A 19,692-nucleotide genomic window follows, 5' to 3' on the forward strand; every position below is an offset into this window, starting at 1 on the left:
CCCCCCCCCCCGCCCCCCCCCCCCCCCCCCCCCCCCCCCCCCCCCCCCCCCCCCCCCCCCCCCCCCCCCCCCCCCCCCCCCCCCCCCCCCCCCCCCCCCCCCCCCCCCCCCCCCCCCCCCGCGCGGGCTCAGCGGCCGGTGCCGGACGCCCCGTCGTCCTCGTCGTCGTCCTGCTCGTCGTCGTCCTCGTCCTCGTCGTCCTCGTCGTCCTCGAGGTCGTCGTCGTCCTCGTCGTCGTCCTCGTCCTCGTCACCGTCCTCGCGCTCGTCCTCGACGTCGTCGTAGAGGACGAAGGGCGTGACCTCGTCGTAGGCGTCGTAGATCGTCTCCTCGTACACCTCGAAGGCGTCGGCGACGCGCTGGTAGGCGTGGGCCACCGCGGGGTCGGCCTCCCCGCGCCGGTCGGCGGCGGCGGCGAGGTGGTTCTCCAGGGCTTCGACGAGACGCGCGAGGGCGGCGCGCGGATCGGGCGTCATGTGCCGACCGTAGCGGAGAGGACCGGCGCGTGACGCGGGTGCGGCGGGAAGATCGCGCGCACCGGTCGGCGGGGGTGGACAATGGGGGCGATGGCCGCTGACACCAGGACCGCCGGGCGCCGCCCGGGCGGCGAGCAGTACGAGTACCGGGTCCTCACCCTGCCCCGGGAGACCAGCAGCGCCCAGGCGCGCCAGCTGCTGACCGAGCAGGCCGAGTACGGGCACTGGGAGCTGGCCCGGGTGCGCCTGTACCTCGGGGGCGCCCGGCGCGTGTGGTTGCGCCGGAAGATCATCCGCGTCGCCCGCACCGGCTGAGACCCACCCCTCCCCTCCCCCGCCCCTCCCTTCGGTGATCATGCACTGTTGAACGCTCCACCGCGCACGAGCACCACGAAGCCGGGCAGGGAACACGGCGCAGGCCGCGTGCGTTCGAGCAGGTACATGCAGATGCATGAACCAGGCGAGGAGCGGTGACCATGCAGTTCGGGATCTTCAGCGTCGGCGACGTCACGCCCGACCCCACCACGGGCCGGACCCCCACCGAGGCCGAGCGCATCCGCGCGATGACGACCATCGCCGAGCACGCCGAGCAGGCGGGTCTGGACGTCTTCGCCACCGGCGAGCACCACAACCGCCCCTTCGTGCCCTCCTCCCCCACGACGCTGCTGGGCTACGTCGCCGGGCGCACCAGCCGCATCACCCTGTCGACGTCCACGACGCTCATCACCACGAACGACCCGGTGAAGATCGCCGAGGACTACGCGATGCTGCAGCACCTGTCCGGCGGGCGCACCGACCTCATGCTCGGCCGCGGCAACACCGCTCCGGTCTACCCCTGGTTCGGGCAGGACATCGGCAAGAGCGTGGAGCTGACGGTGGAGAACTACCAGCTGCTGCGCAGGCTGTGGGACGAGGACGTCGTGACGTGGGAGGGGCGCTTCCGCACCCCGCTGCAGTCCTTCACCTCCACCCCGCGCCCCCTGGACGGCGTGGCGCCCTTCGTGTGGCACGGCTCCATCCGCACCCCCGAGGTCGCCGAGATCGCCGCGTACTTCGGCGACGGCTACTTCGCCAACAACATCTTCTGGCCCAAGGAGCACTACGTCCGGCTGATCCAGCTCTACCGGGAGCGCTACGCCCACTACGGGCACGGCGCGCCCGAGCAGGCGATCGTCGGCCTGGGTGGGCAGGTCTACATGGCGCGCAACAGCCAGGACGCGGTGCGCGAGTTCCGCCCCTACTTCGACAACGCCCCCGTCTACGGGCACGGGCCCTCCCTGGAGGACTTCACCGCCCAGACCCCGCTGACCGTGGGCACCCCCGAGCAGGTGGTGGAGAAGACCCTGACGTTCCAGGAGTTCTTCGGCGACTACCAGCGCCAGCTGTTCCTCATCGACCACGCCGGCCTGCCCCTGGCGACGGTCCTGCGGCAGATCGACCTGCTCGGCGAGCAGGTCGTGCCGGTGCTGCGCCGCGAGTTCGAGGCGCGCCGGCCCGCGCACGTGCCCAGCGACCCGCCCACCCACGCGAGCCGGGTCGCCGCGCGCGACGCCGCCCTGGCCGCAGCCGCCGCCGAGGTCCCGAGCGGGGTCACGAGCGGGGCCGCGGGTGCCTGACGACCCCGCCGGCACCGCCGACCGCGGCCCGGGGCGCACCCGGGCCGCGGTCGAGGCGTGGGAGGCGGTGTTCCGACTGCAGGCCACCCTGCTGCGCCGCTTCACCGCCGACGACGTGTGGGGCGGGCTGAGCGTGCGCGAGTACGACGTGCTGCACACGCTGACGCGCTGCCCCGGCCACCGCGCCCGCCTGGGCGAGCTCAGCGAGCAGGTCTACCTGCCGCAGCCGTCGCTGAGCCGCCTGGTGGACCGCCTCGAGCACCAGGGACTGCTGGCCCGCGAGGCCGACCCCGCCGACCGGCGCGGCGTCGTGGTCGCCCTCACCGAGACCGGTGCGCAGCGGCAGCGGGAGGTCGGCGGCCGGCACGCCGCGTCCATCGCCCGCCACCTGGGCCACGTGGACACCGGAGAGCTGGGCGAGCTGGCCCGCCTGGCGGCACGGGCCCTGCCCCCGGACGCCTGAGCGTGCAGCTCACCAGCGGTAGTCGAGGAACTTCCCGTCGAAGGTGACCACGACGCGGTCGCCGTCCGGGTCGGCCCGACGGGCGATGTCGACCTTGAAGTTGATGGCACTCATGATGCCGTCGCCGAACTCCTCGTGGATCAGCTCCTTCAGCGCCGGGCCGTACACCGACAGCGCCTCGTGGAAGCGGTAGATCGTCGGGTCCGACACCAGCGCGGGGTCGCTGCCGCGGTACGGCTGGTCCTGGAGCGCGGTGACGACCGCTTCGTCCAGGTCCAGCAGCTTCCCGACGAGTCCCGCCTGCTCGGCGGTCACCGGGTGCTGGCCGAGCAGCGCGGCGGTCGTCCACACCAGCGGGGCGCCGAGCTGCTCTGCGATCTGCGCCCAGGTCAGGCCGGCGCGCACCCGGGCGGCGCGCACGGCCGCTGCCGCCTCGGCCTTCGTCGTCACAGGGATCGTCACAGGGATCACGGGGTCCTCCGTCGTCTCGGGTCGTCGCCGCGGCGTCAGCGGGTGGGGGCCGGGACCTCGTCGCGCACGCCGACCTGGGCCGGCACGGTGCGCGTGCGCCCGGTGCGCGCGTGCGTGGTGTACAGGGCCAGGCCCACGAACGTCAGGCCGCCGACGAGGTTGCCGAGGACGGTGGGGATCTCGTTCCACACCAGGTAGTCGCCCAGGGAGAACTCCCCGCCCAGCAGCAGGCCGGTGGGGAACAGGAACATGTTGACGACCGAGTGCTCGAAGCCCATGTAGAAGAACACGATGATGGGCATCCACATGGCGATGACCTTGCCGGAGACGCTGGTGGACATCATCGCGCCGACCACACCGGTGGAGACCATCCAGTTGCACAGCAGACCCCGCACGAACAGCGTGAGCATCCCGGCGGCACCGTGCTCGGCGTAGCCGAGGGTGCGGGCCTCGCCGATCTCCCCCAAGCGGTGGCCGACCTCGCTCGGTTCCACGGAGAAGCCGAACGTCACCACGATCGACATCATCAGCGCGACCGTCAGCGCACCGGCCAGGTTGCCGGTGAACACCAGGCCCCAGTTGCGCAGCATCGAGCCCCAGGTGACACCGGGGCGCTTGTCGATCAGGGCCAGCGGCACGAGCGTGAACACGCCCGTCAGCAGGTCGAAGCCGAGCAGGTAGAGGATGCAGAAACCGACCGGGAACAGCAGCGCGCCGACCAGGGCGTCGCCGGTCTGCACGGTGACGGTGACGGCGAACGCGGCCGCCAGGGCGAGGATCGCGCCGGCCATGTAGGCGCGCACGAGGGTGTCGCGCGTCGACATCAGGACCTTGGACTGCCCGGCGTCGATCATCTTCGTGACGAAGTCGGGGGGGCTCACGTAGGACACGGCGCTCGCTCCGGAGGGTCGGCGGGCCGCGGACGGGCGGTCCGCGGGTGGGCTCGGGCGCCAGCGTGGACGGCTCGTGTTTCCCCGCGGTCAGCCCCGCGTGTCGGGCGCGTCACATCTCGCGCACGGCGTCCGGGCGGGCTGTGAGGGGTCAGGCGGGAACCGCACCGGCGGCGCCCGCCAGCCCCAGCAGCGCACCGGCCAGGCGCACCCCGTCGGCGCGCCGCAGCCGCCGCAGCAGGGCGGGGCGCGGGCCCTCTCGACCCAGGCGCGCGTGGACGGGGGCGGCCACCAGGGCCGTGCTCAGCCCGGCCAGGGCGCTGCCGGCGGCGGCGAGCACGAGCCAGCCGGTCAGCGGCCGCACCAGCAGCACCCACGCCCAGGTCGCCAGGACGCTCGCGTAGACCACCGCCACCACGGGTGCGATCCGCCGCGAGTGGGCGGCGTGCACGCGCGCCCACCCCGGTGCGGCGGCAGCCGCCGCGAGCGCCGGGTAGACCACGGCGGTCACGACCGCCTGGAAGCCGGCGTGCAGCGCGGCACCGGCCAGCAGGGCGCTCAGCGGGTCCACGGGGCGGTGCTCACGCCCCCGCGAACTGGGTGTCGTACAGGTGGGCGTAGCGCCCGCGCAGGGCGATCAGCTCGGCGTGGGTGCCGCGCTCGACGACCCGCCCGGCCTCCAGCACGAGGATCTGGTCGGCGCCGCGCACCGTGGACAGGCGGTGGGCGATGACCAGTGCGGTGCGCCCGGCGAGCGCCTCGTCCAGCGCGGCCTGCACCGCGGCCTCGGAGGCGGAGTCCAGGGAGGCGGTGGCCTCGTCCAGGACGACCACGCGCGGCTGGGCCAGCAGCAGCCGGGCGATGGTCAGGCGCTGGCGCTCGCCGCCGGAGAAGCGGTAGCCGCGCTCGCCGACCACGGTGTCCAGGCCCTCCGGCAGCGAGGCGACGAGCTCGCCGAGGCGGGCGCGCTCCAGCGCGGCCAGCAGCTCGGCGTCGCCGGCGCCGGGGCGGGCCAGTTGCAGGTTGGCCCGCAGCGACTCGTGGAAGAGGTGCCCGTCCTGGGTGACCACGCCCACGGCCTGGCGGATCGAGGCCGCGCTCGTCTCGCGCACGTCGACGCCGCCCAGGCGCACCGCCCCGCCGGTGACGTCGTACAGGCGCGCCAGCAGTTGCGCGAGGGTGGACTTGCCCGCGCCGGAGGAGCCGACCAGGGCCAGGACCTGGCCGGGCTCGATGCGGAAGGAGGTGTCGTGCACCACGGGCACGCCGCCGCGCGCGTCGAGGACGGCCACGTCCTCCAGGGAGGCCAGGGAGACCTCGGAAGCGGCCGGGTAGGCGAAGTCGACGTGGTCGAACTCCACGGTCAGCGGCCCGGTCGGCAGCGGGCGCGGGTGCTCGGGGTCGCGCACCAGCGGCACCAGGTCCAGGACCTCGAAGACGCGCTCGAAGCTGACCAGGGCGCTCATGACGTCCACCCGGGCACCGGCCAGGGCCGTCAGCGGGGCGTACAGCCGGGTCAGCAGCAGCGCCAGGGTGACGATGCTGCCGGCGTCCAGGGCCCCGCCGATGGCGATGAGCCCGCCGACGCCGTAGACCAGCGCCAGGGCCAGCGCGGAGGCCAGCGTCAGGGCGGTGACGAACACCGCGTTGAGCACCGCGGTGCGCACCCCGATGTCGCGCACGCGCCGGGCGGCCAGCGCGAAGGCGCGCGACTCCTGCTCGGGGCGGCCGAACAGCTTCACCAGGGTGGCGCCGGGGGCGGAGAAGCGTTCGGTGGACTGGTTCGTCATGGCCGCGTTCAGCTGGGCGGCGTCGCGCGAGAGGGCGGCCAGGCGCCGGCCCATGCGCCGCGCGGGCACGAGGAACACCGGCAGCAGCAGCAGGGCCAGCACCGTCACGCGCCAGGAGGTGCTCATCATCACCGCGGCGGTCAGCACCACCGCCACCGCGTTGCCCACGACACCGGACAGGGTGCCGGAGAACGCCCGCTGCGCGCCGAGCACGTCGCTGTTCAGGCGGCTGACCAGGGCGCCGGTGCGGGTGCGGTTGAAGAAGGCCACGGGCATGCGCTGCACGTGGTCGAACACGCGGGTGCGCAGGTCCAGGATGAGGTCCTCGCCCAGCGTGGCCGACAGCCAGCGCACCCACAGACCCAGGCCTGCCTCGGCCAGGGCGACCAGCGCGATGAGCAGCGCCAGCACCACCACGGTGCGGCGCTCGCCCGCGGTGACGGCCTCCACCGCACGCCCGGCCAGCACCGGGGACGCCACCGCCAGCACCGCCGTGAGCACGCTGCCGACGACGAACACCGCCAGGCGCGCACGCCGCTCGCGGGCGAGGTCCAGGACCCGGCGCACCGTGGCGCGCGAGACGGGGCGCTGCTGCTGCTCCGCGCTGGTGGCCCGCCACAGCGAGTGCCACGCGGCCGACTCCATCGACACCCCGGCAGGCTAGGCGACGGGGCCGACACGGGCCCGCCGCGCGCGGCGCCCCGGGGCACCGGTGCGCCGCGCGCGGCGGGGCGGACCCTCAGGCGGGGGCGCCGACGTTCATCTGGTCCGGGTGGGAGCCGACGCGGCCGTCGGGGCGGTCCAGGCCGGCGATCTGGGCGACGTCGGCGTCGGAGAGCTCGAAGTCGAAGACGTCGATGTTCTCGCGGATGCGCTGCGGCGTGACCGACTTGGGGATCACCAGGTTGCCCAGCTGCACGTGCCAGCGCAGCACCACCTGGGCGGGGGTCTTGCCGTGGGCGCGCGCCAGCGCGGTGATGGCCGGGTCGTCGATGACGCCCTTGCCGGAGGACAGCGGGCTGTACGCCTCGGTGACGACGCCGTGCTGCGCGTCGGCGGCGCGCAGCTCGGCCTGCTGCAGGAACGGGTGCAGCTCGACCTGGTTGACGGCCGGGACCACGCTCGTCTCGTCCAGCAGCCGGCGCAGGTGGTGCGGCTCGAAGTTGGAGACGCCGATCGCGCGGGCACGGCCGTCGGCGTAGATCTTCTCGAACGCCTTCCAGGTGTCGACGTAGGCGTCGGCCCGCGGCACCGGCCAGTGGATGAGGTAGAGGTCGACCGTCTCCAGGCCGAGGCGTTCGAGGCTGGCGTCGAAGGCGCGCAGGGTCGAGTCGTAGCCCTGCTCGGCGTTCCACAGCTTGGTGGTGACGAACAGCTCGTCGCGGGCGATCCCGGAGCCCGCCAGGGCGCGGCCGACGCCCGTCTCGTTGCCGTAGATCGCGGCGGTGTCGATGTGGCGGTAGCCCGCCTCCAGCGCGGTCTCGACCGCCGGGACGACCTCGTCGTCACCGACCTGCCACACGCCGAAGCCGAGCTGCGGGGCGCTCACGCCGTTGTTGAAGGTGATCGTGGGAACAGCAGGTGCCATGCCGGCCACCCTAGGGCGTGGCCCGCGCACCGGCGCGGGCTCGCGCCCCGGACCCCCCGGGGTACCCACGGCGCGGTCGGTCCGCCCCGCGGCGGGCGGCGGTAGCGTGGCGCCCGTGAGCCCCACCGTCGCCACCACCACCCGCGTCGACCGCGAGGGCCTGCTGGACTTCGTCCGCGGGCGCCACCACGTCGTCCTGCTGACCCACCGCGCCGACGGTTCAGCGCAGATGTCCCCGGTCACCGCCGGGGTGGACGCGGCCGGGCGCATCGTGGTCTCCACGTACCCCGAGCGCGCCAAGGTCGTCAACGCCCGCCGCGACCCGCGCGCCGCGGTGCTGGTGCTCTCCGACGACTTCGGCGGCGCGTGGGTGCAGGTGGACGGCAACGTGGAGGTGCTGGACCTGCCCGAGGCGCTGGAGCCGCTCGTGGAGTACTTCCGCAGCATCTCCGGCGAGCACCCCGACTGGGACGAGTACCGCGCGGCGATGCAGCGGCAGGGCAAGTGCCTGCTGCGCATCACGCCGCAGCGCTGGGGCCCGATCGCCACCGGCGGGTTCCCCGCGCGCCTGGGCGGCTGACCGCCCGGGCCACCGGCGGCCGCGCGCGCTGCGGGCGCGGGCGGCTCACGCGTCGCGCAGCCGCTCCTCCACCGCTCGCACGAGGTCCTCGTCGGGTTGCAGGCCGTGGTCCCGGCGGGCGTGCTCACCGACCTGCGCGAGCACCGCCTCGCGGTCCTGGCCGACGAACTCGTGCAGGCACCCGGGCACCACGTCCCCGCACCGGAACGTCTTCACGCGACCACCCCCCGCTGAAGGGCGGAGTCCTCCACCCCGCCGTCCACTCCCCCGCCGGCGGCACCGGCCAGGTCCAGCACCACGTCCTCCACGCCCACGACACCGACGTAGCGGCCGGTGGCGTCGGTGCACACCATGGGGTCGAAGCGCACCGGCGCCGGCCGGGAGACGGCGCGCGCGGCGGCCTCGGGCACGGCGGTCTCCGGAGCCAGGGTCGTGCACGCCTGCCGCACCCGCGGCTCCTCGCCGGGGTGGGCCCCGGGCAGCACCAGCACTCGCGGCACGTCGCGCTCGTCGACCACGACGACGGGTGCGGGGTCCTCGGCGACCGCGCGCACCGCCTCGGCCACCGTCCGGGAGGTCTTGGTGCGCCGGGCCAGCTGACCGCTGAGCCGGGTGCCCTCGTCGCCGGGCGGGACGGCCGGGCCGGTGCTCAGCACCCGCCGGGCCTGCGGCGACAGCGGCGCGAAGCCCTCCGCCGGCCGGGCCAGCAGGAAGCCCTGCACCAGCGGCACCCCCATGGAGCGCAGCACGTCCAGCTCACCGGGCGTCTCCACGCCCTCGGCGACCACCCAGGCGTCCAGGCGGTCGGCGCACTCGCCGAGGAACTTCACCAGGGAACGCTTGACCGGGTCGCCGTCGAGGCCGCGCACCAGCTGCAGGTCGACCTTGAGGACCTCGGGGCGCACCACGGCCATGCGCAGCAGCCCGGAGTGCCCGGTACCGACGTCGTCCAGCGCGACGCGGGCGCCGCGCTCGCGCAGCGCGGCCAGCGGTGCGCTCAGGGCGCCGGCGTCGTAGTCGGTGTGCTCGGTGACCTCCACGACCACCGACGTCAGGTCGTGCGCGCGCAGCAGGTCCAGCACCCGCCGGTCGCCCAGCGAGGCGGGGGCGGCGTTGACGGTCAGGAAGGTGCCGTGCGGCAGGTGCTCGCGCAGCGGCAGGGCCCGCTGCAGCACCAGCAGGTCCAGATCGGCGCTGCGGCCGAGCGCCCGGGCGGCGGAGAACCACTCCTCGGGCCCGTGCGCGCGACCGCGCACGGGCGCGAAGCGGGACAGGACCTCGTAGCCGGCCACGCGACCGGCGGCCACGTCGACGACCGGGTGCAGCACCGGGTGCAGCAGCTCGGGGCGGGACGCGAGGTCGTCCAGCCGCCCGCGCCAGCGGCCGTGGGCGAACGGCAGTGCCCGAGGTGCTCCCACGTCCGCCCCCTCCCGCTCCTGCGCCGCGCTGCGCCCACCGCAGGCGGCTGCGTCCGGCGTTCCGCGCGAGCATAGTGCTGTGACTGCATGGTCACAGCTCGTGGCGATGCGGCTGCGGGCTCAAGCTCGGCCCCGCACCGGCCGACCAGGGCACGTGACCCCCGCGCGGCCCGGACCCGCCCCACGGCGAACCGGTGCGCTCCGGGCCGGGGCCCGCACCGGGCCGCGCGCCGCCGGCACCGCCCTGGCGCGGGCCGCCCTGGCCGTCCTGGCCATCACCGGCACGGTCGCCGCACCGCTCGCCGGTCCCGCGGCGGCGAGCGCCGCGAGCACCCCCGCGAGCAGCTCCGCCGGCGAGGCCCGTGCCGCCGCCGAGGCCGCCCGCACCGCCGCGCAGCGGGCGGCCCAGCGCGTGCAGGAGGTCCAGGACGCCGTGCAGCGGCAGCAGGACGGCACCCGGAGCGCCGCCTCCGCCGCCGTGGCCGCGCAGGTGCAGGCCCAGCGCGCACGCTCCACCGCCGAGACCACCCGCGCCGACGGCACCCGGCGGGTGCGTGCGCTCTACATGGCCCCGGCCGGCGCCCTGACCGGCAGCGGGACCTACGCGCTGGTGCGCTCCCTGCTGACCGGCACCGACCCCGCCGCGACCCTGCGCGCGCACGAGCTGACCAGCGGGCGGGCCCTGGACGCCGGTGCCCGCGCCGACCAGAGCGCCACCGGTGCGGCCGCCGCCGGTGCCCGCACGGCCGAGGCCGCCGCCGCCGACGCCGACCGCGCCGCCGGGGAGCAGGTGGCCGCGCTGCGCGACCTGGCGGCCCGGTCGGGACAGCTGGAGGAGGCGCTGCAGCAGGCGCAGGACCGGCTGGACGCGCTGGACGCCGGCGCGGCCCGGCTGGAGGCGGCCGAGCAGGCCGCGCGCGAGCTCGCGGCGGCCACCGCCGCCGCCCGCACCGTCCAGGCCTCGGCGGCCGGTGCCGGCGCGGGCGTGCGCGCCGGCGGGGCGCCCGCCGACTACGCGGACCTGTACGCGCGCGCGGCCACGACGTGCCCGGGGATGCGCCCGGCGCTGCTGCGGGCCGTCGGCCAGGTCGAGAGCGGTCACGGCCGGAACGTGGGCCCGTCCTCGGCCGGGGCGATCGGGCCGATGCAGTTCATGCCGGCCACCTTCGCCGCCTACGGGGTCGACGGCGACGGCGACGGGGACACCGACGCGCGGGACCCCGCCGACGCCGTCTTCTCGGCCGCGCGCTACCTGTGCGCCAACGGTGCCGGGGCGGGGCGCGCGGGCGAGTCCGGAGCGCTGTTCCGCTACAACCACGCCGACTGGTACGTGGTGATGGTGCAGCGCATCGCCGACGAGATCGACGCCGGCGCTTGAGCCCGGGGGCGGCGGGTCAGGTGCCGCTCGCGGCGCCGTCCAGGCGCAGCACGGCGGTGCCCTGCAGCGTCTGCACCTCCACCGCGGCGATCTGCTCGCGCGTCAGCGCGGTGGCGCCGCTCAGCCGCGCGTCGTGGCCGGGCCGCGCCTGCCAGGTGCCGATGCGCTGCGGGTTGCCGTCGGTGTCGGTGACGACCAGGGCGTAGGGGTAGGCGCTGCCGGCCTCGTCGTCCGCGTAGGCGCACACCAGGTCCACCTGGGTGCCCCACTCCTCCTCGGTCAGCCGCGCGGTCGCCTGCAGCGGCACCGGCATGAGGGCTTCCATGCGCTGCACCGCAGCCCCGCCGGGCACCTGCTCCCCGGGTTCGGCGGACGCGGACGGGGACGCCGGCGGCAGGGCCGCGGGCGGGGCGGTGGGCAGCAGGGCCACCGCACCGCCGGCCGTGGCCGCGCACGCGGCGGCCACGCCCCCGGCCAGGGCGAGGCGCCGGCGCCGGCGGCGGGAGCGCGCCGCGCGCAGCAGACGCGGCAGCAGCGTGTCCGGCGCGGGCGGCGGCGGGGCCGGCTCGTCCCCGCCCAGGGCCGCGACCACGTCGGCCGGCACGCGCGAGAGCAGCCCCGGCAGCCCCGCCAGGTCCTCCACGGCCGCCCGGCAGGAGGCGCACCCGGCCAGGTGCTCCTCGAAGCCGTCGCGCTCGGCGGGTGCCAGCGCCCCCAGCACGTACGGGCCGGCGTCGACGGCGAACGGATCGCCCGCGGTGTCGTTCACCGGCGGCTCACCCCCATCTCCTGCAGCGCCAGTCTGAGGTTCATCAGCGCGTAGTGGGTGCGCGACTTCACCGTGCCCGCCGGGACGCCCAGCACCCGGGAGGCCTCCGCCACCGAGCGGCCCCGGAAGTAGCACTCGCGCAGCACGGCGCGGTGCTCCGGCGACAGCCGCGCCAGCGCCTGCTGCACCACCCACTGCTGCAGCACCTGCTCGGACTCGTCCAGCACGGCCGTCTCGGGCACGTCCGCGCGCACGCTCTCGCGCCGGGCGCGCGCCGAGCGGCGCTGGTCGATGACCAGGCGGCGCGCCACGGTGAACAGCCAGGCGCGGTTGGAGCCGGTGGCCGGGTCCATCGCACCGGGGTTGCGCCAGGCCCGCAGGAGCGTCTCCTGCACGACGTCCTGCGCCTCGGCGCGGTCGCCGGTCAGCGAGAGCACGAAGCCGAACAGGGCGTCGGCGTGCTCGGAGTGCAGCGCGCGCACCAGCTCCTCGTCGGCGTCGGCCACCGCGTCCCCCCCGCTCCCGGGGCACCGCCCCGCGCGGTGCTGCCCGCACGGGCAACGACGCGGCGGTCCGTCCGGTTCACCCGTGCGCACCTGGTGCCCGCCCGGCGCCCGCCCGGGGCGGGTGCGGCGGCCCTACGGTGGCGCCCGTGAGCATCCCCGAGACGCCGGTGCCGGTGCCCGCGGCGGTGCGCCTCCTGGCCGACGGCGAGGACGTGCACGCCGTGCGGGTCAACCAGCTCGGCGGGGTGACGTTCCGCCTCCGCGGCACCGGCGGGCGGGTCCGCTTCTGCAAGTGGGCGCCGGCCGGGGCGGCGCTGCCGCTGGCCGAGGAGGTGCAGCGGCTGGCGTGGGCGGCGCCGTTCACGCCGGTGCCGCGGGTGCTGGGCTCGGGCGCCGACGCGGACGGGTCCTGGCTGCTGACCGAGGGGCTGCCCGGGGAGTCGGCGGTCGCCCGGCGCTGGCTGGCCGCGCCGGCCGTGGCGGTGCCGGCCCTGGCGCGCGGGCTGCGCGCGCTGCACGAGCGGCTGCCGGTGCGCGAGTGCCCCTTCGACTGGTCGGTGCCGCACCGGCTGGCGCGCGCCGTCGGCGACGTGAGCCGCCTGGGGCCGGCGCCGCCGGTGGAGCGGGCGGTGGTGTGCCACGGCGACGCGTGCGCCCCCAACACGCTGCTGGGCGAGGACGGTGCGGCGGTGGCGCACGTGGACCTCGGCGGCCTCGGCGTGGCCGACCGGTGGGCGGACCTGGCGGTGGCCACGATGAGCTTGGGCTGGAACTACGGCCCCGGCTGGGAGGGGGTGTTCCTCGACGCCTACGGCGTGGCGCCGGACGCGCGGCGCACGGCGTACTACCGGGCCCTCTGGGACGCCGGGCCCTGAGGACGCGGGTACCTTCGGGGTGTGACGCGCACGGCCCGGTCCTGGTCCCCGCGCCCGGCGGACGCGCCGGTGCAGGACGACTCCCCCCACCCCCCGCCCGCGCCCCGGGCCGAGCAGGACGCGGGCGGGTCGCCGTTGCGCGAGTGGCTGCGCGACCTGCCGCTGCTGAGGGCGCAGCCGCCGCCCTTCGCGCCCGCCGACGCTCCCGCCGAGCCGCTGGAGCTGCTGGTGGCGTGGCTGCGCGAGGCGGTGGCCGCCGGGGTGCCCGAACCGCACGCGCTGACCCTGGCCACCGTGGACGCCGCGGGGCGCCCCGACGCACGGGTGCTCGTGCTCAAGGACGTCGCGGACTCGGCGCTGTGGGTCGCCTCCGGCGCCGGCAGCCCCAAGGGGCGCCAGCTGGCCTCGGTGCCGGTGGCGGCGCTGGTGTTCTACTGGCCGCAGCAGGGCCGGCAGGTGCGGGTGCGCGGGCGGGTGCGCGCGGGCGGCGAGCGCGAGTCGGCGCGCGACTTCCTGGAGCGGCCCGCGCACGGGCGCGCGGAGTCCCTGCTGGAGCGGCAGAGCCGCCCGCTGGACGAGGCGCACCTGTCCGACGAGTTCGCCGACGTCGACGACCTGCTGGCCCTGGAGCCGGCGACGGTCTCGTCCACCTGGCGGCTGTGGGGCGTGGACGCCTCGCGGGTGGAGTTCTGGCAGTCCTCCCCCGACGGCCAGCACCTGCGGCTGCGCTACTCGCGCGCCGAGCACGGCGGTTACGACCGGCAGCTGCTGCGCCCCTGAGGCAGCCGCGCCCCGACCCCGCGCGCGGGTCGGGTCAGACCGCGAGCGCCGTCAGCCGCCCGCCGCGCCGCTCGACCGCCAGCGCCAGCCCGAAGGTGCGCGTGAGCAGCTCGCCGGTGAGGACGTCGTCGACCGGGCCGGACGCGACCGCGCGCCCGTCGCGCAGCAGCAGCGCGTGCGTGGTGCCCACCGGGACCTCCTCGACGTGGTGCGTCACGGTGACGGTGGTGGGGGCGGCGGGGTCGGCGGCCAGGGCGGTCAGGCGACGCAGCAGGTCCTCGCGCCCGCCCAGGTCCAGCCCGCCGGCCGGCTCGTCGAGCAGCAGCAGCTCCGGGTCGGTCATCAGGGCGCGCGCGATCTGGGTGCGCTTGCGCTCGCCGTCGCTGAGGGTGGCGAAGGGCCGCTCGGCCAGGTGGGCCACGCCGAGCAGGTCCAGCAGCTGCAGGGCCCGCTGCTCGTCGTCGGGGTCGTAGGCCTCCTGCCAGCGGCCGGTGACGCCGTAGGCGGCGGTGAGCACGACGTCGCGGACCTTCTCCTGCCCGGGGACGGCGCGGGCCAGGGCGGTGCTGGCCAGGCCGATGCGCGGGCGCAGCTCGAAGACGTCCACGCGGCCGAGCTGCTCGCCGAGCACCCGCACGGCGCCGGTGGTGGGGAACAGCCGCGCGGCGGCCACGGACAGCAGGGTGGACTTGCCGGCGCCGTTGGGGCCGAGGACCACCCAGCGCTCGCCCTCGTGCACGCGCAGGTCCACCGCGTCCAGCAGCAGGTTCGTCCCGCGGCGCACGGTGACGGCGTCGAGGCCCAGGACCTCGTCGGCGGCGGGGGCGGTCTGCGCGGCGGGGGGAACGGGCACGGGGGAACCCTAGCCAGCGCGGGCCCCGGGCGCCGCCGGGGGTGGCGGTGCCGTCGTAGGCTGCGGCGCGTGCTGGACCTGCCCCGTTCCGCCCGGCTGGCGGCCTGGGGCACCGGTGTGCTGACCGGTGCCGCGGACCTGGACGTCGCGGTGCGCGCGGTCGTGCGCGACGACGAGCCCCACGCGGTGCGCTGGGGCGAGGGCGCGCCCGCCGCCCCCGGTGCCGACCCGGCCGACGTGCGCGGTCTGCTCGGCGCCCTGCGGGCGGCCGGGTGCGGGCCGCTGCTGCTGGCCCTGCCGGTGCCGGGCGACCCGCGGGACCTGCCGGGACCCGCGGCGGTCAACGTCGCGGCCCTGGAGGCCGGCGAGTGCGTGGTCGCCGAGCCGGCCGGTGCGCTGGGCCGCTGGGCGCTGGTGCCGGAGGTCACGGAGTTCGGCTCGGTGTGGGAGCCGGGGGCGATGGTGACCTGGGCGGTGCTGGGGGCGGCGCCGCGGCGGGCGCCGAGCAGCTCCAGCGTCGCCGACTCCGAGCGGGAGCTGCGCCTGGCGCTGGCCACGGCCACGCAGGCGCTGGCGGGCCTGGACGTGGCGCGCTGGCGCGAGGACGCCGCCGACCGCATCGCCGCGGTGCGCGACGGCGGCCTGGCGCGCGACGCGCTGCCGCCGGGCGTGGCCCCGCGGGCGGCGCGGGTGCTGCAGACCGCGGCGCGGGTGCTGGCCATCGTGGAGCTGGCCACCGAGGACGACGGGGCGGCCGTCACCGGGTTCGAGGCGGCCTCGCGCGCCCGGGCTCTGCGCGAGGTGGCGCAGGTGGCGCGCCGGGCGGTGGTCGCAGCGGTCAACGCGCACGCCGAGCCCGTGCGGCCCTGACGCCGGCCCGACACGGTCCGGCACCCGCGGGCGGGCCGCGGGTGCCGGGCGGGTCAGCCCGCGGTGCGCGCCGCGGCCGGCAGGGACGCCAGGGCCCGGTTCTCCGCCGGCAGTCGGAAGCCCAGCAGCAGCACGGCGTTCAGGACCGTGAAGGCGAGGGCGGTCACCCAGCACGAGTGCACCAGCGGCAGGGCGAACCCCTCGATCACCACGACGACGTAGTTGGGGTGCTTCAGGAACCGGTACGGCCCGCGCACGACCGGCGGCATGCCCGGTACGACGATCACCCGGGTGTTCCAGCGCCGCCCCAGCGAGGCGATGCACCACCAGCGCAGCACCTGGCTGAGCAGCGCCAGCGCCAGCATCGGCCAGCCCAGCGCCGGCAGGAACGGGCGCTCGGCCAGCGCCACCTCGGCCAGGCACGCCAGGAGCAGGCCGGTGTGCAGCACGACCATGGGCCCGAAGTGGCCGCGGCCGGTCTCCACCCCGCCGCGCTCGAAGGACCAGCGGGCGTTGCGGGTGGAGACCACGAGCTCGGCCAGCCGTTCGAGGCCGGTGGCCAGCACCAGGGCGGTGAACAGGGCGGCGGAGCTCACGCGGCGGCCCGCAGCAGGACCTGCTCGGTGCCCACGCCGGGCCCCACGGCCAGCACGAGGGCGTGCTCGCCGGGGCGCCGCTCGGTGGCGGCCAGCACGTGCAGCACCGAGGAGCTGGACAGGTTGCCGACCTGGCGCAGCGACTCCCAGCTGGTGGCCAGCGCCCCCTCGGGCAGGTGGAGGGCACCGCTGACGGCGTCCAGCACCTTCGGCCCGCCGGCGTGCACGACCCAGCGCTCCACCGCGGCCGGGCTCAGGCCCCGCTCGCCCAGCAGGGCACCGACCTCCTCGCCCAGCTCGGCGGCCAGCAGGTCCGGCAGGTCGGGGGCCAGCACGATGCTGAAGCCGGAGCTGCCCACGTCCCACCCGAGGGAGCCGGCGGTGCCGGCGAACAGGCGGCTGCGCGAGGCCAGCACGTCCCAGCCGGGCGTGCCGGCGGCCCGCTCGGCACCGGCCAGCACGACCGCGGCCGCGCCGTCGCCGAACAGGCCGCTGGCGACGAGGTTGGCGGTGGAGGCGTCGTCGTGCTGCAGGGTCAGCGAGCACAGCTCCACCGAGACCAGCACCCCCACCTGGTCGGGGTGCCCGGCCAGGTAGTCGTCCACCCGCGCCAGCCCCGCCGCCCCGCCGGCGCAGCCCAGGCCGAAGGACGGCAGCCGCTTGACGGTGGACCGCAGCCCGCTGCGCACCGCGAGCGCCGCGTCCAGGGAGGGGGCTGCCACGCCGGTGACGGTGGTGAACAGCAGGAAGTCCACCTCCTCCGGTGCCACGCCGGCCGTGGCGAGGGCCCCCTTCAGGGCCCGCTCGGCCAGGTCCAGGCCCACCTCGCCGAAGGCGGCGTTGGCCGCGGTGAACGAGGTGAGCTCCCCGTAGCGCTCCAGCGGCAGGGCCAGGTGGCGCCGCTGCACGCCGCTGGCGCGGTGCAGGCGGTGCAGCAGCTGGCGGCGCGGGCCCGCCGGTGCCAGCAGCGGCACGAGCTGGGCGGAGATCTCCTCCTGCTCGTAGCGGTGCGGGGGCAGGGCGGGCTCCACCGCGACGACCCGGGAGGGGGCGGGTCGGCTTCGGGTCGGCGCGGTGGGCGGCATGGGCCGATGCTGTCTCAGAGGAGCGACTCGTACACCTCGAGGGTGCGCCGGGCGATGGCCGACCAGCTGAAGTCCTGCACGGCGCGGCGGCGGCCCGCGGCCCCGCGCTCGCGGGCGCGGTCGGGGTCGGAGACGGCGTCGGTGAGCGCGGCGGCCAGGTCGGCGACGAACCGGTCGGGGTCGACGGGGGCGCCGGTGCCGTCGGTGACCTGCTCGATGGGCACCAGCCAGCCGGTGACGCCGTCCTGGACCACCTCGGGGATGCCGCCGGTGGCGGTGCCGACGACGGCGGCGCCGCAGGCCATGGCCTCCAGGTTGACGATGCCGAGCGGCTCGTACACCGACGGGCACACGAACACGGTGGCCTGGGACAGGTGCTGCAGCAGCTCCTCGCGCGTCAGGTGCCGGTCCAGCCACACCACGCCGGAGCGCTGCTGCTGCAGGTCGGCGACCAGGCCGGAGACCTCCGCGGCGATCTCGGGGGTGTCGGGAGCCCCGGCGCACAGCACCAGCTGCACTTCCGGGGGCAGCTGCGCGGCCGCGCGCAGCAGGTGCGGCAGGCCCTTCTGGCGGGTGATGCGCCCGACGAACACGACGCTGGGCCGGTCGGGGTCCACGCCGTTGGCGCGCACCAGGTCGCGCCCGTCCACGGGGACCCACTCGGTGGCGTCGATGCCGTTGTGCACCACGTGCACCTTCGCCGGGTCCAGGGCCGGGTAGCTGCGCAGGATGTCGGCGCGCATGCCGGCGCTGACGGCGATGACGCCGGCGGCGGCCTCGAAGGCGGTGCGCTCGGCCCAGCTGGACAGGGCGTACCCGCCGCCGAGCTGCTCGGCCTTCCAGGGCCGCAGCGGCTCCAGGCTGTGCGCGGTCACGACGTGCGGGACCCCGTGCAGCAGGGAGGCCAGGTGCCCGGCGGTGTTGGCGTACCAGGTGTGCGAGTGCACCAGGTCCGCCCCGGCGGTGCCGGCGGCCATGGGCAGGTCCACGCCCAGGGTGCGCAGGGCCGCGTTGGCGCCGGCCAGCTCGGCCGGCTCGCCGTAGGCGGTGACGCCCTCCTCCTGCCGCGGGGCGCCGAAGCAGCGCACGAGCACCTCGGGGCCGCCCTCGGCGGCGCGCAGCGCCCGCACCAGCTCGGCCACGTGCACGCCGGCTCCGCCGTACACCTCCGGCGGGTACTCCCTGGTCAGCAGGTCCACGCGCATGTCCGCTCCTCGTCCTCGCAGCTCGTCCACCGCGCCGCCACGGGGCCCCGCGGCGGCGACGCGCAGGATCTTTCCCCGCGTCGCCCGGGCATCGTGGCGGTCGCGGGCCTATCGTGCCCCTCGTGGCAGCACCCAACGTCCTCGCGATCGTCCTCGCCGGCGGGGAGGGCAAGCGGCTCATGCCCCTCACGGCCGACCGGGCCAAGCCCGCCGTGCCCTTCGGCGGCACCTACCGGCTCATCGACTTCGCCCTGTCCAACCTCGTCAACGCGGGCTACCGCAAGATCGTGGTCCTGACGCAGTACAAGTCCCACAGCCTGGACCGGCACATCTCCCAGTCGTGGCGCATGTCGAACCTCTTCGGCAGCTACATCGCCTCGGTGCCGGCGCAGCAGCGCGTGGGCAAGCGCTGGTACCTGGGCAGCGCCGACGCGATCTACCAGTCCATGAACCTCATCTCCGACGAGCGCCCCGACATCGTCGTCGTGGTCGGCGCCGACCACGTGTACCGGATGGACTTCTCCCAGATGGTCGACGCGCACGTCGCCTCCGGCGCGCCGTGCTCGGTGGCCGCGATCCGCCAGCCCATCTCGCTGGCCGACCAGTTCGGCGTCATCCAGACCGAGCCCGGCTCGTCCCGGATCGCGCAGTTCCTGGAGAAGCCGAAGAACCCGCAGGGCCTGGCCGACTCCCCGCACGAGGTCCTGGCCTCGATGGGCAACTACGTCTTCGACGCCGACGCGCTGGTGGACGCGGTGACCCGCGACTCCGAGGAGGAGGACTCCAAGCACGACATGGGCGGGGACATCGTCCCCGACTTCGTCGAGCGCGGGCTGGCGAACGTCTACGACTTCAAGGACAACGAGGTCCCCGGGGCCACCGACCGCGACCGCGCCTACTGGCGCGACGTGGGCACGCTGGACTCCTACTTCGAGGCCCAGATGGACCTCATCTCCGTGCTGCCGGTGTTCAACCTCTACAACTACGAGTGGCCCATCATCGCCGCGCAGGACTTCTACCCGCCGGCGAAGTTCGTGCACGGCTGGCAGGGCACCTACGGGCACGCGGTGAACTCCATCATCTCCGCCGGCACGGTCGTCTCCGGCGCGCTGGTGGAGAAGTCGGTGGTCTCCCCCAAGGTGCGGCTGGACTCCTGGGCGCACGTCAGCGAGTCGGTGCTCATGGACAACGTGCAGGTCGGCCGGCACGCCGTGGTGCAGCGCGCCATCCTCGACAAGAACGTCGTGGTGCCCGACGACGCCCGCGTCGGGGTGGACCCCGAGGAGGACCGCGCGCGCGGCTTCACCGTCACCGACTCCGGCATCACGGTCGTCGGCAAGGGGCAGACCATCCCCTCCTGACCCGGCAGCGGCCCGCACCGCGCCCGGCAGCCCGCACCGCGCCCGGCAGCCCGCACCGCGCCCGGCAGCCCGCACCGCGCCGCCCCTGTCGCCGGGCGGCGCGGTGCGGCAGCATCCGGGGC

The 19,692-nt window shown here is 76.4% G+C and carries 23 protein-coding genes; 9 read left to right on the plus strand and 14 right to left on the minus strand.

Going from position 1 to position 19,692, the window contains the following annotated elements:
* Positions 1 to 128 precede the first annotated feature (128 nt).
* Positions 129 to 476 (minus strand): primosomal protein, encoded by a 348-nt coding sequence (locus ACRYR9_RS10400; RefSeq protein WP_432494464.1) that lies wholly within the window; start codon positions 474 to 476, stop codon positions 129 to 131.
* Positions 477 to 566: 90 nt separating this feature from the next.
* On the opposite strand from ACRYR9_RS10400, the gene ACRYR9_RS10405 reads away from it, so the two are divergent.
* The 3 genes from ACRYR9_RS10405 (at position 567) to ACRYR9_RS10415 (ending at position 2,555) form a co-directional block, all read left to right on the plus strand.
* Positions 567 to 791, plus strand: a complete 225-nt coding sequence (locus tag ACRYR9_RS10405; protein WP_432494466.1) for a DUF5703 family protein — start codon at positions 567 to 569, stop codon at positions 789 to 791.
* Positions 792 to 952: 161 nt separating this feature from the next.
* Positions 953 to 2,092 carry an LLM class flavin-dependent oxidoreductase gene (locus tag ACRYR9_RS10410; protein ID WP_432494560.1) on the plus strand — a complete coding sequence of 380 codons (1,140 nt, stop codon included), beginning with the start codon at positions 953 to 955 and terminating at the stop codon, positions 2,090 to 2,092.
* A complete protein-coding gene (locus ACRYR9_RS10415; protein WP_432494468.1) occupies positions 2,085 to 2,555 on the plus strand; it encodes a MarR family winged helix-turn-helix transcriptional regulator in 471 nt (156 codons plus the stop codon). Before ACRYR9_RS10410 ends, ACRYR9_RS10415 begins: the two co-directional genes overlap by 8 nt.
* Positions 2,556 to 2,564: 9 nt before the next feature.
* On the opposite strand, the gene cynS is transcribed toward ACRYR9_RS10415, so the two are convergent.
* The 5 genes from cynS to ACRYR9_RS10440 form a co-directional block, all read right to left on the minus strand.
* Positions 2,565 to 3,017 carry a cyanase gene (cynS, locus tag ACRYR9_RS10420; protein WP_432509203.1) on the minus strand — a complete coding sequence of 151 codons (453 nt, stop codon included), beginning with the start codon at positions 3,015 to 3,017 and terminating at the stop codon, positions 2,565 to 2,567.
* A gap of 44 nt (positions 3,018 to 3,061) precedes the next feature.
* Positions 3,062 to 3,916, minus strand: coding sequence for a formate/nitrite transporter family protein (locus tag ACRYR9_RS10425; protein ID WP_432494470.1), 855 nt, complete (start codon positions 3,914 to 3,916; stop codon positions 3,062 to 3,064).
* Between the two features lie 151 nt (positions 3,917 to 4,067).
* Complete coding sequence (locus ACRYR9_RS10430; RefSeq protein WP_432494472.1) at positions 4,068 to 4,487, minus strand: hypothetical protein; 420 nt, start codon at positions 4,485 to 4,487, stop codon at positions 4,068 to 4,070.
* Positions 4,488 to 4,497: 10 nt separating this feature from the next.
* Positions 4,498 to 6,357: an ABC transporter ATP-binding protein gene (locus ACRYR9_RS10435; RefSeq protein ID WP_432494474.1), complete on the minus strand. Its 1,860-nt coding sequence runs from the start codon at positions 6,355 to 6,357 to the stop codon at positions 4,498 to 4,500.
* An 88-nt stretch (positions 6,358 to 6,445) separates the two neighbouring features.
* Positions 6,446 to 7,294, minus strand: a complete 849-nt coding sequence (locus tag ACRYR9_RS10440; RefSeq protein ID WP_432494476.1) for an aldo/keto reductase — start codon at positions 7,292 to 7,294, stop codon at positions 6,446 to 6,448.
* A gap of 115 nt (positions 7,295 to 7,409) precedes the next feature.
* On the opposite strand from ACRYR9_RS10440, the gene ACRYR9_RS10445 reads away from it, so the two are divergent.
* Complete coding sequence (locus ACRYR9_RS10445) at positions 7,410 to 7,874, plus strand: PPOX class F420-dependent oxidoreductase (protein WP_432494478.1); 465 nt, start codon at positions 7,410 to 7,412, stop codon at positions 7,872 to 7,874.
* A gap of 45 nt (positions 7,875 to 7,919) precedes the next feature.
* Here the strand turns inward: ACRYR9_RS10445 and ACRYR9_RS10450 are convergent, their stop codons facing one another.
* The gene (locus ACRYR9_RS10450; RefSeq protein ID WP_432494480.1) at positions 7,920 to 8,090 is read right to left on the minus strand and encodes a DUF1059 domain-containing protein; all 171 of its coding nucleotides are present in this window, start codon (positions 8,088 to 8,090) and stop codon (positions 7,920 to 7,922) included.
* Positions 8,087 to 9,292: an EAL domain-containing protein gene (locus ACRYR9_RS10455; protein WP_432494482.1), complete on the minus strand. Its 1,206-nt coding sequence runs from the start codon at positions 9,290 to 9,292 to the stop codon at positions 8,087 to 8,089. Before ACRYR9_RS10455 ends, ACRYR9_RS10450 begins: the two co-directional genes overlap by 4 nt.
* 154 nt (positions 9,293 to 9,446) lie before the next feature.
* On the opposite strand from ACRYR9_RS10455, the gene ACRYR9_RS10460 reads away from it, so the two are divergent.
* Positions 9,447 to 10,670, plus strand: coding sequence for a lytic transglycosylase domain-containing protein (locus tag ACRYR9_RS10460; RefSeq protein WP_432494484.1), 1,224 nt, complete (start codon positions 9,447 to 9,449; stop codon positions 10,668 to 10,670).
* A gap of 16 nt (positions 10,671 to 10,686) precedes the next feature.
* On the opposite strand, the gene ACRYR9_RS10465 is transcribed toward ACRYR9_RS10460, so the two are convergent.
* Together ACRYR9_RS10465 and ACRYR9_RS10470 are read right to left on the minus strand one after the other, a co-directional pair.
* Positions 10,687 to 11,439, minus strand: coding sequence for an anti-sigma factor family protein (locus tag ACRYR9_RS10465; protein WP_432494486.1), 753 nt, complete (start codon positions 11,437 to 11,439; stop codon positions 10,687 to 10,689).
* Entirely contained in the window at positions 11,436 to 11,945 is a 510-nt protein-coding gene (locus ACRYR9_RS10470) for a sigma-70 family RNA polymerase sigma factor (protein ID WP_432494488.1), read from the minus strand. The genes ACRYR9_RS10465 and ACRYR9_RS10470 overlap by 4 nt, the downstream gene beginning before the upstream one ends.
* A 146-nt stretch (positions 11,946 to 12,091) precedes the next feature.
* On the opposite strand from ACRYR9_RS10470, the gene ACRYR9_RS10475 reads away from it, so the two are divergent.
* Both ACRYR9_RS10475 and ACRYR9_RS10480 read left to right on the plus strand, forming a co-directional pair.
* Positions 12,092 to 12,820 carry a phosphotransferase gene (locus tag ACRYR9_RS10475; RefSeq protein WP_432494490.1) on the plus strand — a complete coding sequence of 243 codons (729 nt, stop codon included), beginning with the start codon at positions 12,092 to 12,094 and terminating at the stop codon, positions 12,818 to 12,820.
* Positions 12,821 to 12,841: 21 nt separating this feature from the next.
* Positions 12,842 to 13,600, plus strand: coding sequence for a pyridoxal 5'-phosphate synthase (locus ACRYR9_RS10480; protein ID WP_432494492.1), 759 nt, complete (start codon positions 12,842 to 12,844; stop codon positions 13,598 to 13,600).
* Between the two features lie 34 nt (positions 13,601 to 13,634).
* Here ACRYR9_RS10480 and ACRYR9_RS10485 read toward each other — a convergent pair whose 3' ends face one another.
* A complete protein-coding gene (locus tag ACRYR9_RS10485) occupies positions 13,635 to 14,453 on the minus strand; it encodes an ABC transporter ATP-binding protein (RefSeq protein ID WP_432494494.1) in 819 nt (272 codons plus the stop codon).
* Between the two features lie 69 nt (positions 14,454 to 14,522).
* Between ACRYR9_RS10485 and ACRYR9_RS10490 the strand changes: the two genes are divergently transcribed.
* Positions 14,523 to 15,323, plus strand: coding sequence for a hypothetical protein (locus ACRYR9_RS10490; protein ID WP_432494496.1), 801 nt, complete (start codon positions 14,523 to 14,525; stop codon positions 15,321 to 15,323).
* Positions 15,324 to 15,376: 53 nt separating this feature from the next.
* Here the strand turns inward: ACRYR9_RS10490 and ACRYR9_RS10495 are convergent, their stop codons facing one another.
* Genes ACRYR9_RS10495 through glgA form a run of 3 tightly spaced genes read right to left on the minus strand, consistent with a single transcriptional unit; the run spans position 15,377 to position 18,209 of the window.
* The gene (locus tag ACRYR9_RS10495) at positions 15,377 to 15,919 is read right to left on the minus strand and encodes an isoprenylcysteine carboxyl methyltransferase family protein (protein WP_432494498.1); all 543 of its coding nucleotides are present in this window, start codon (positions 15,917 to 15,919) and stop codon (positions 15,377 to 15,379) included.
* Complete coding sequence (locus tag ACRYR9_RS10500) at positions 15,916 to 17,004, minus strand: type III polyketide synthase (protein ID WP_432494500.1); 1,089 nt, start codon at positions 17,002 to 17,004, stop codon at positions 15,916 to 15,918. The genes ACRYR9_RS10495 and ACRYR9_RS10500 overlap by 4 nt, the downstream gene beginning before the upstream one ends.
* A 14-nt stretch (positions 17,005 to 17,018) precedes the next feature.
* Positions 17,019 to 18,209: a glycogen synthase gene (gene glgA, locus ACRYR9_RS10505; RefSeq protein WP_432494502.1), complete on the minus strand. Its 1,191-nt coding sequence runs from the start codon at positions 18,207 to 18,209 to the stop codon at positions 17,019 to 17,021.
* Between the two features lie 122 nt (positions 18,210 to 18,331).
* Between glgA and glgC the strand changes: the two genes are divergently transcribed.
* A complete protein-coding gene (glgC, locus tag ACRYR9_RS10510; RefSeq protein WP_432494504.1) occupies positions 18,332 to 19,570 on the plus strand; it encodes a glucose-1-phosphate adenylyltransferase in 1,239 nt (412 codons plus the stop codon).
* The last annotated feature ends 122 nt before the right edge of the window (positions 19,571 to 19,692 follow it).

It is taken from the genome of Kineococcus auxinigenes (genome assembly GCF_050871525.1).
Classification (GTDB): Bacteria; Actinomycetota; Actinomycetes; order Actinomycetales; family Kineococcaceae; genus Kineococcus.

Bases quoted from the DNA above. Each gene is read 5' to 3' on its own strand.
- ACRYR9_RS10400 (WP_432494464.1), bottom strand. From the start codon at position 476: ATGACGCCCGATCCGCGCGCCGCCCTCGCGCGTCTCGTCGAAGCCCTG.
- ACRYR9_RS10405 (WP_432494466.1), top strand. From the start codon at position 567: ATGGCCGCTGACACCAGGACCGCCGGGCGCCGCCCGGGCGGCGAGCAG.
- ACRYR9_RS10410 (WP_432494560.1), top strand. From the start codon at position 953: ATGCAGTTCGGGATCTTCAGCGTCGGCGACGTCACGCCCGACCCCACC.
- ACRYR9_RS10440 (WP_432494476.1), bottom strand. From the start codon at position 7,294: ATGGCACCTGCTGTTCCCACGATCACCTTCAACAACGGCGTGAGCGCC.
- ACRYR9_RS10500 (WP_432494500.1), bottom strand. From the start codon at position 17,004: ATGCCGCCCACCGCGCCGACCCGAAGCCGACCCGCCCCCTCCCGGGTC.
- glgA (WP_432494502.1), bottom strand. From the start codon at position 18,209: ATGCGCGTGGACCTGCTGACCAGGGAGTACCCGCCGGAGGTGTACGGC.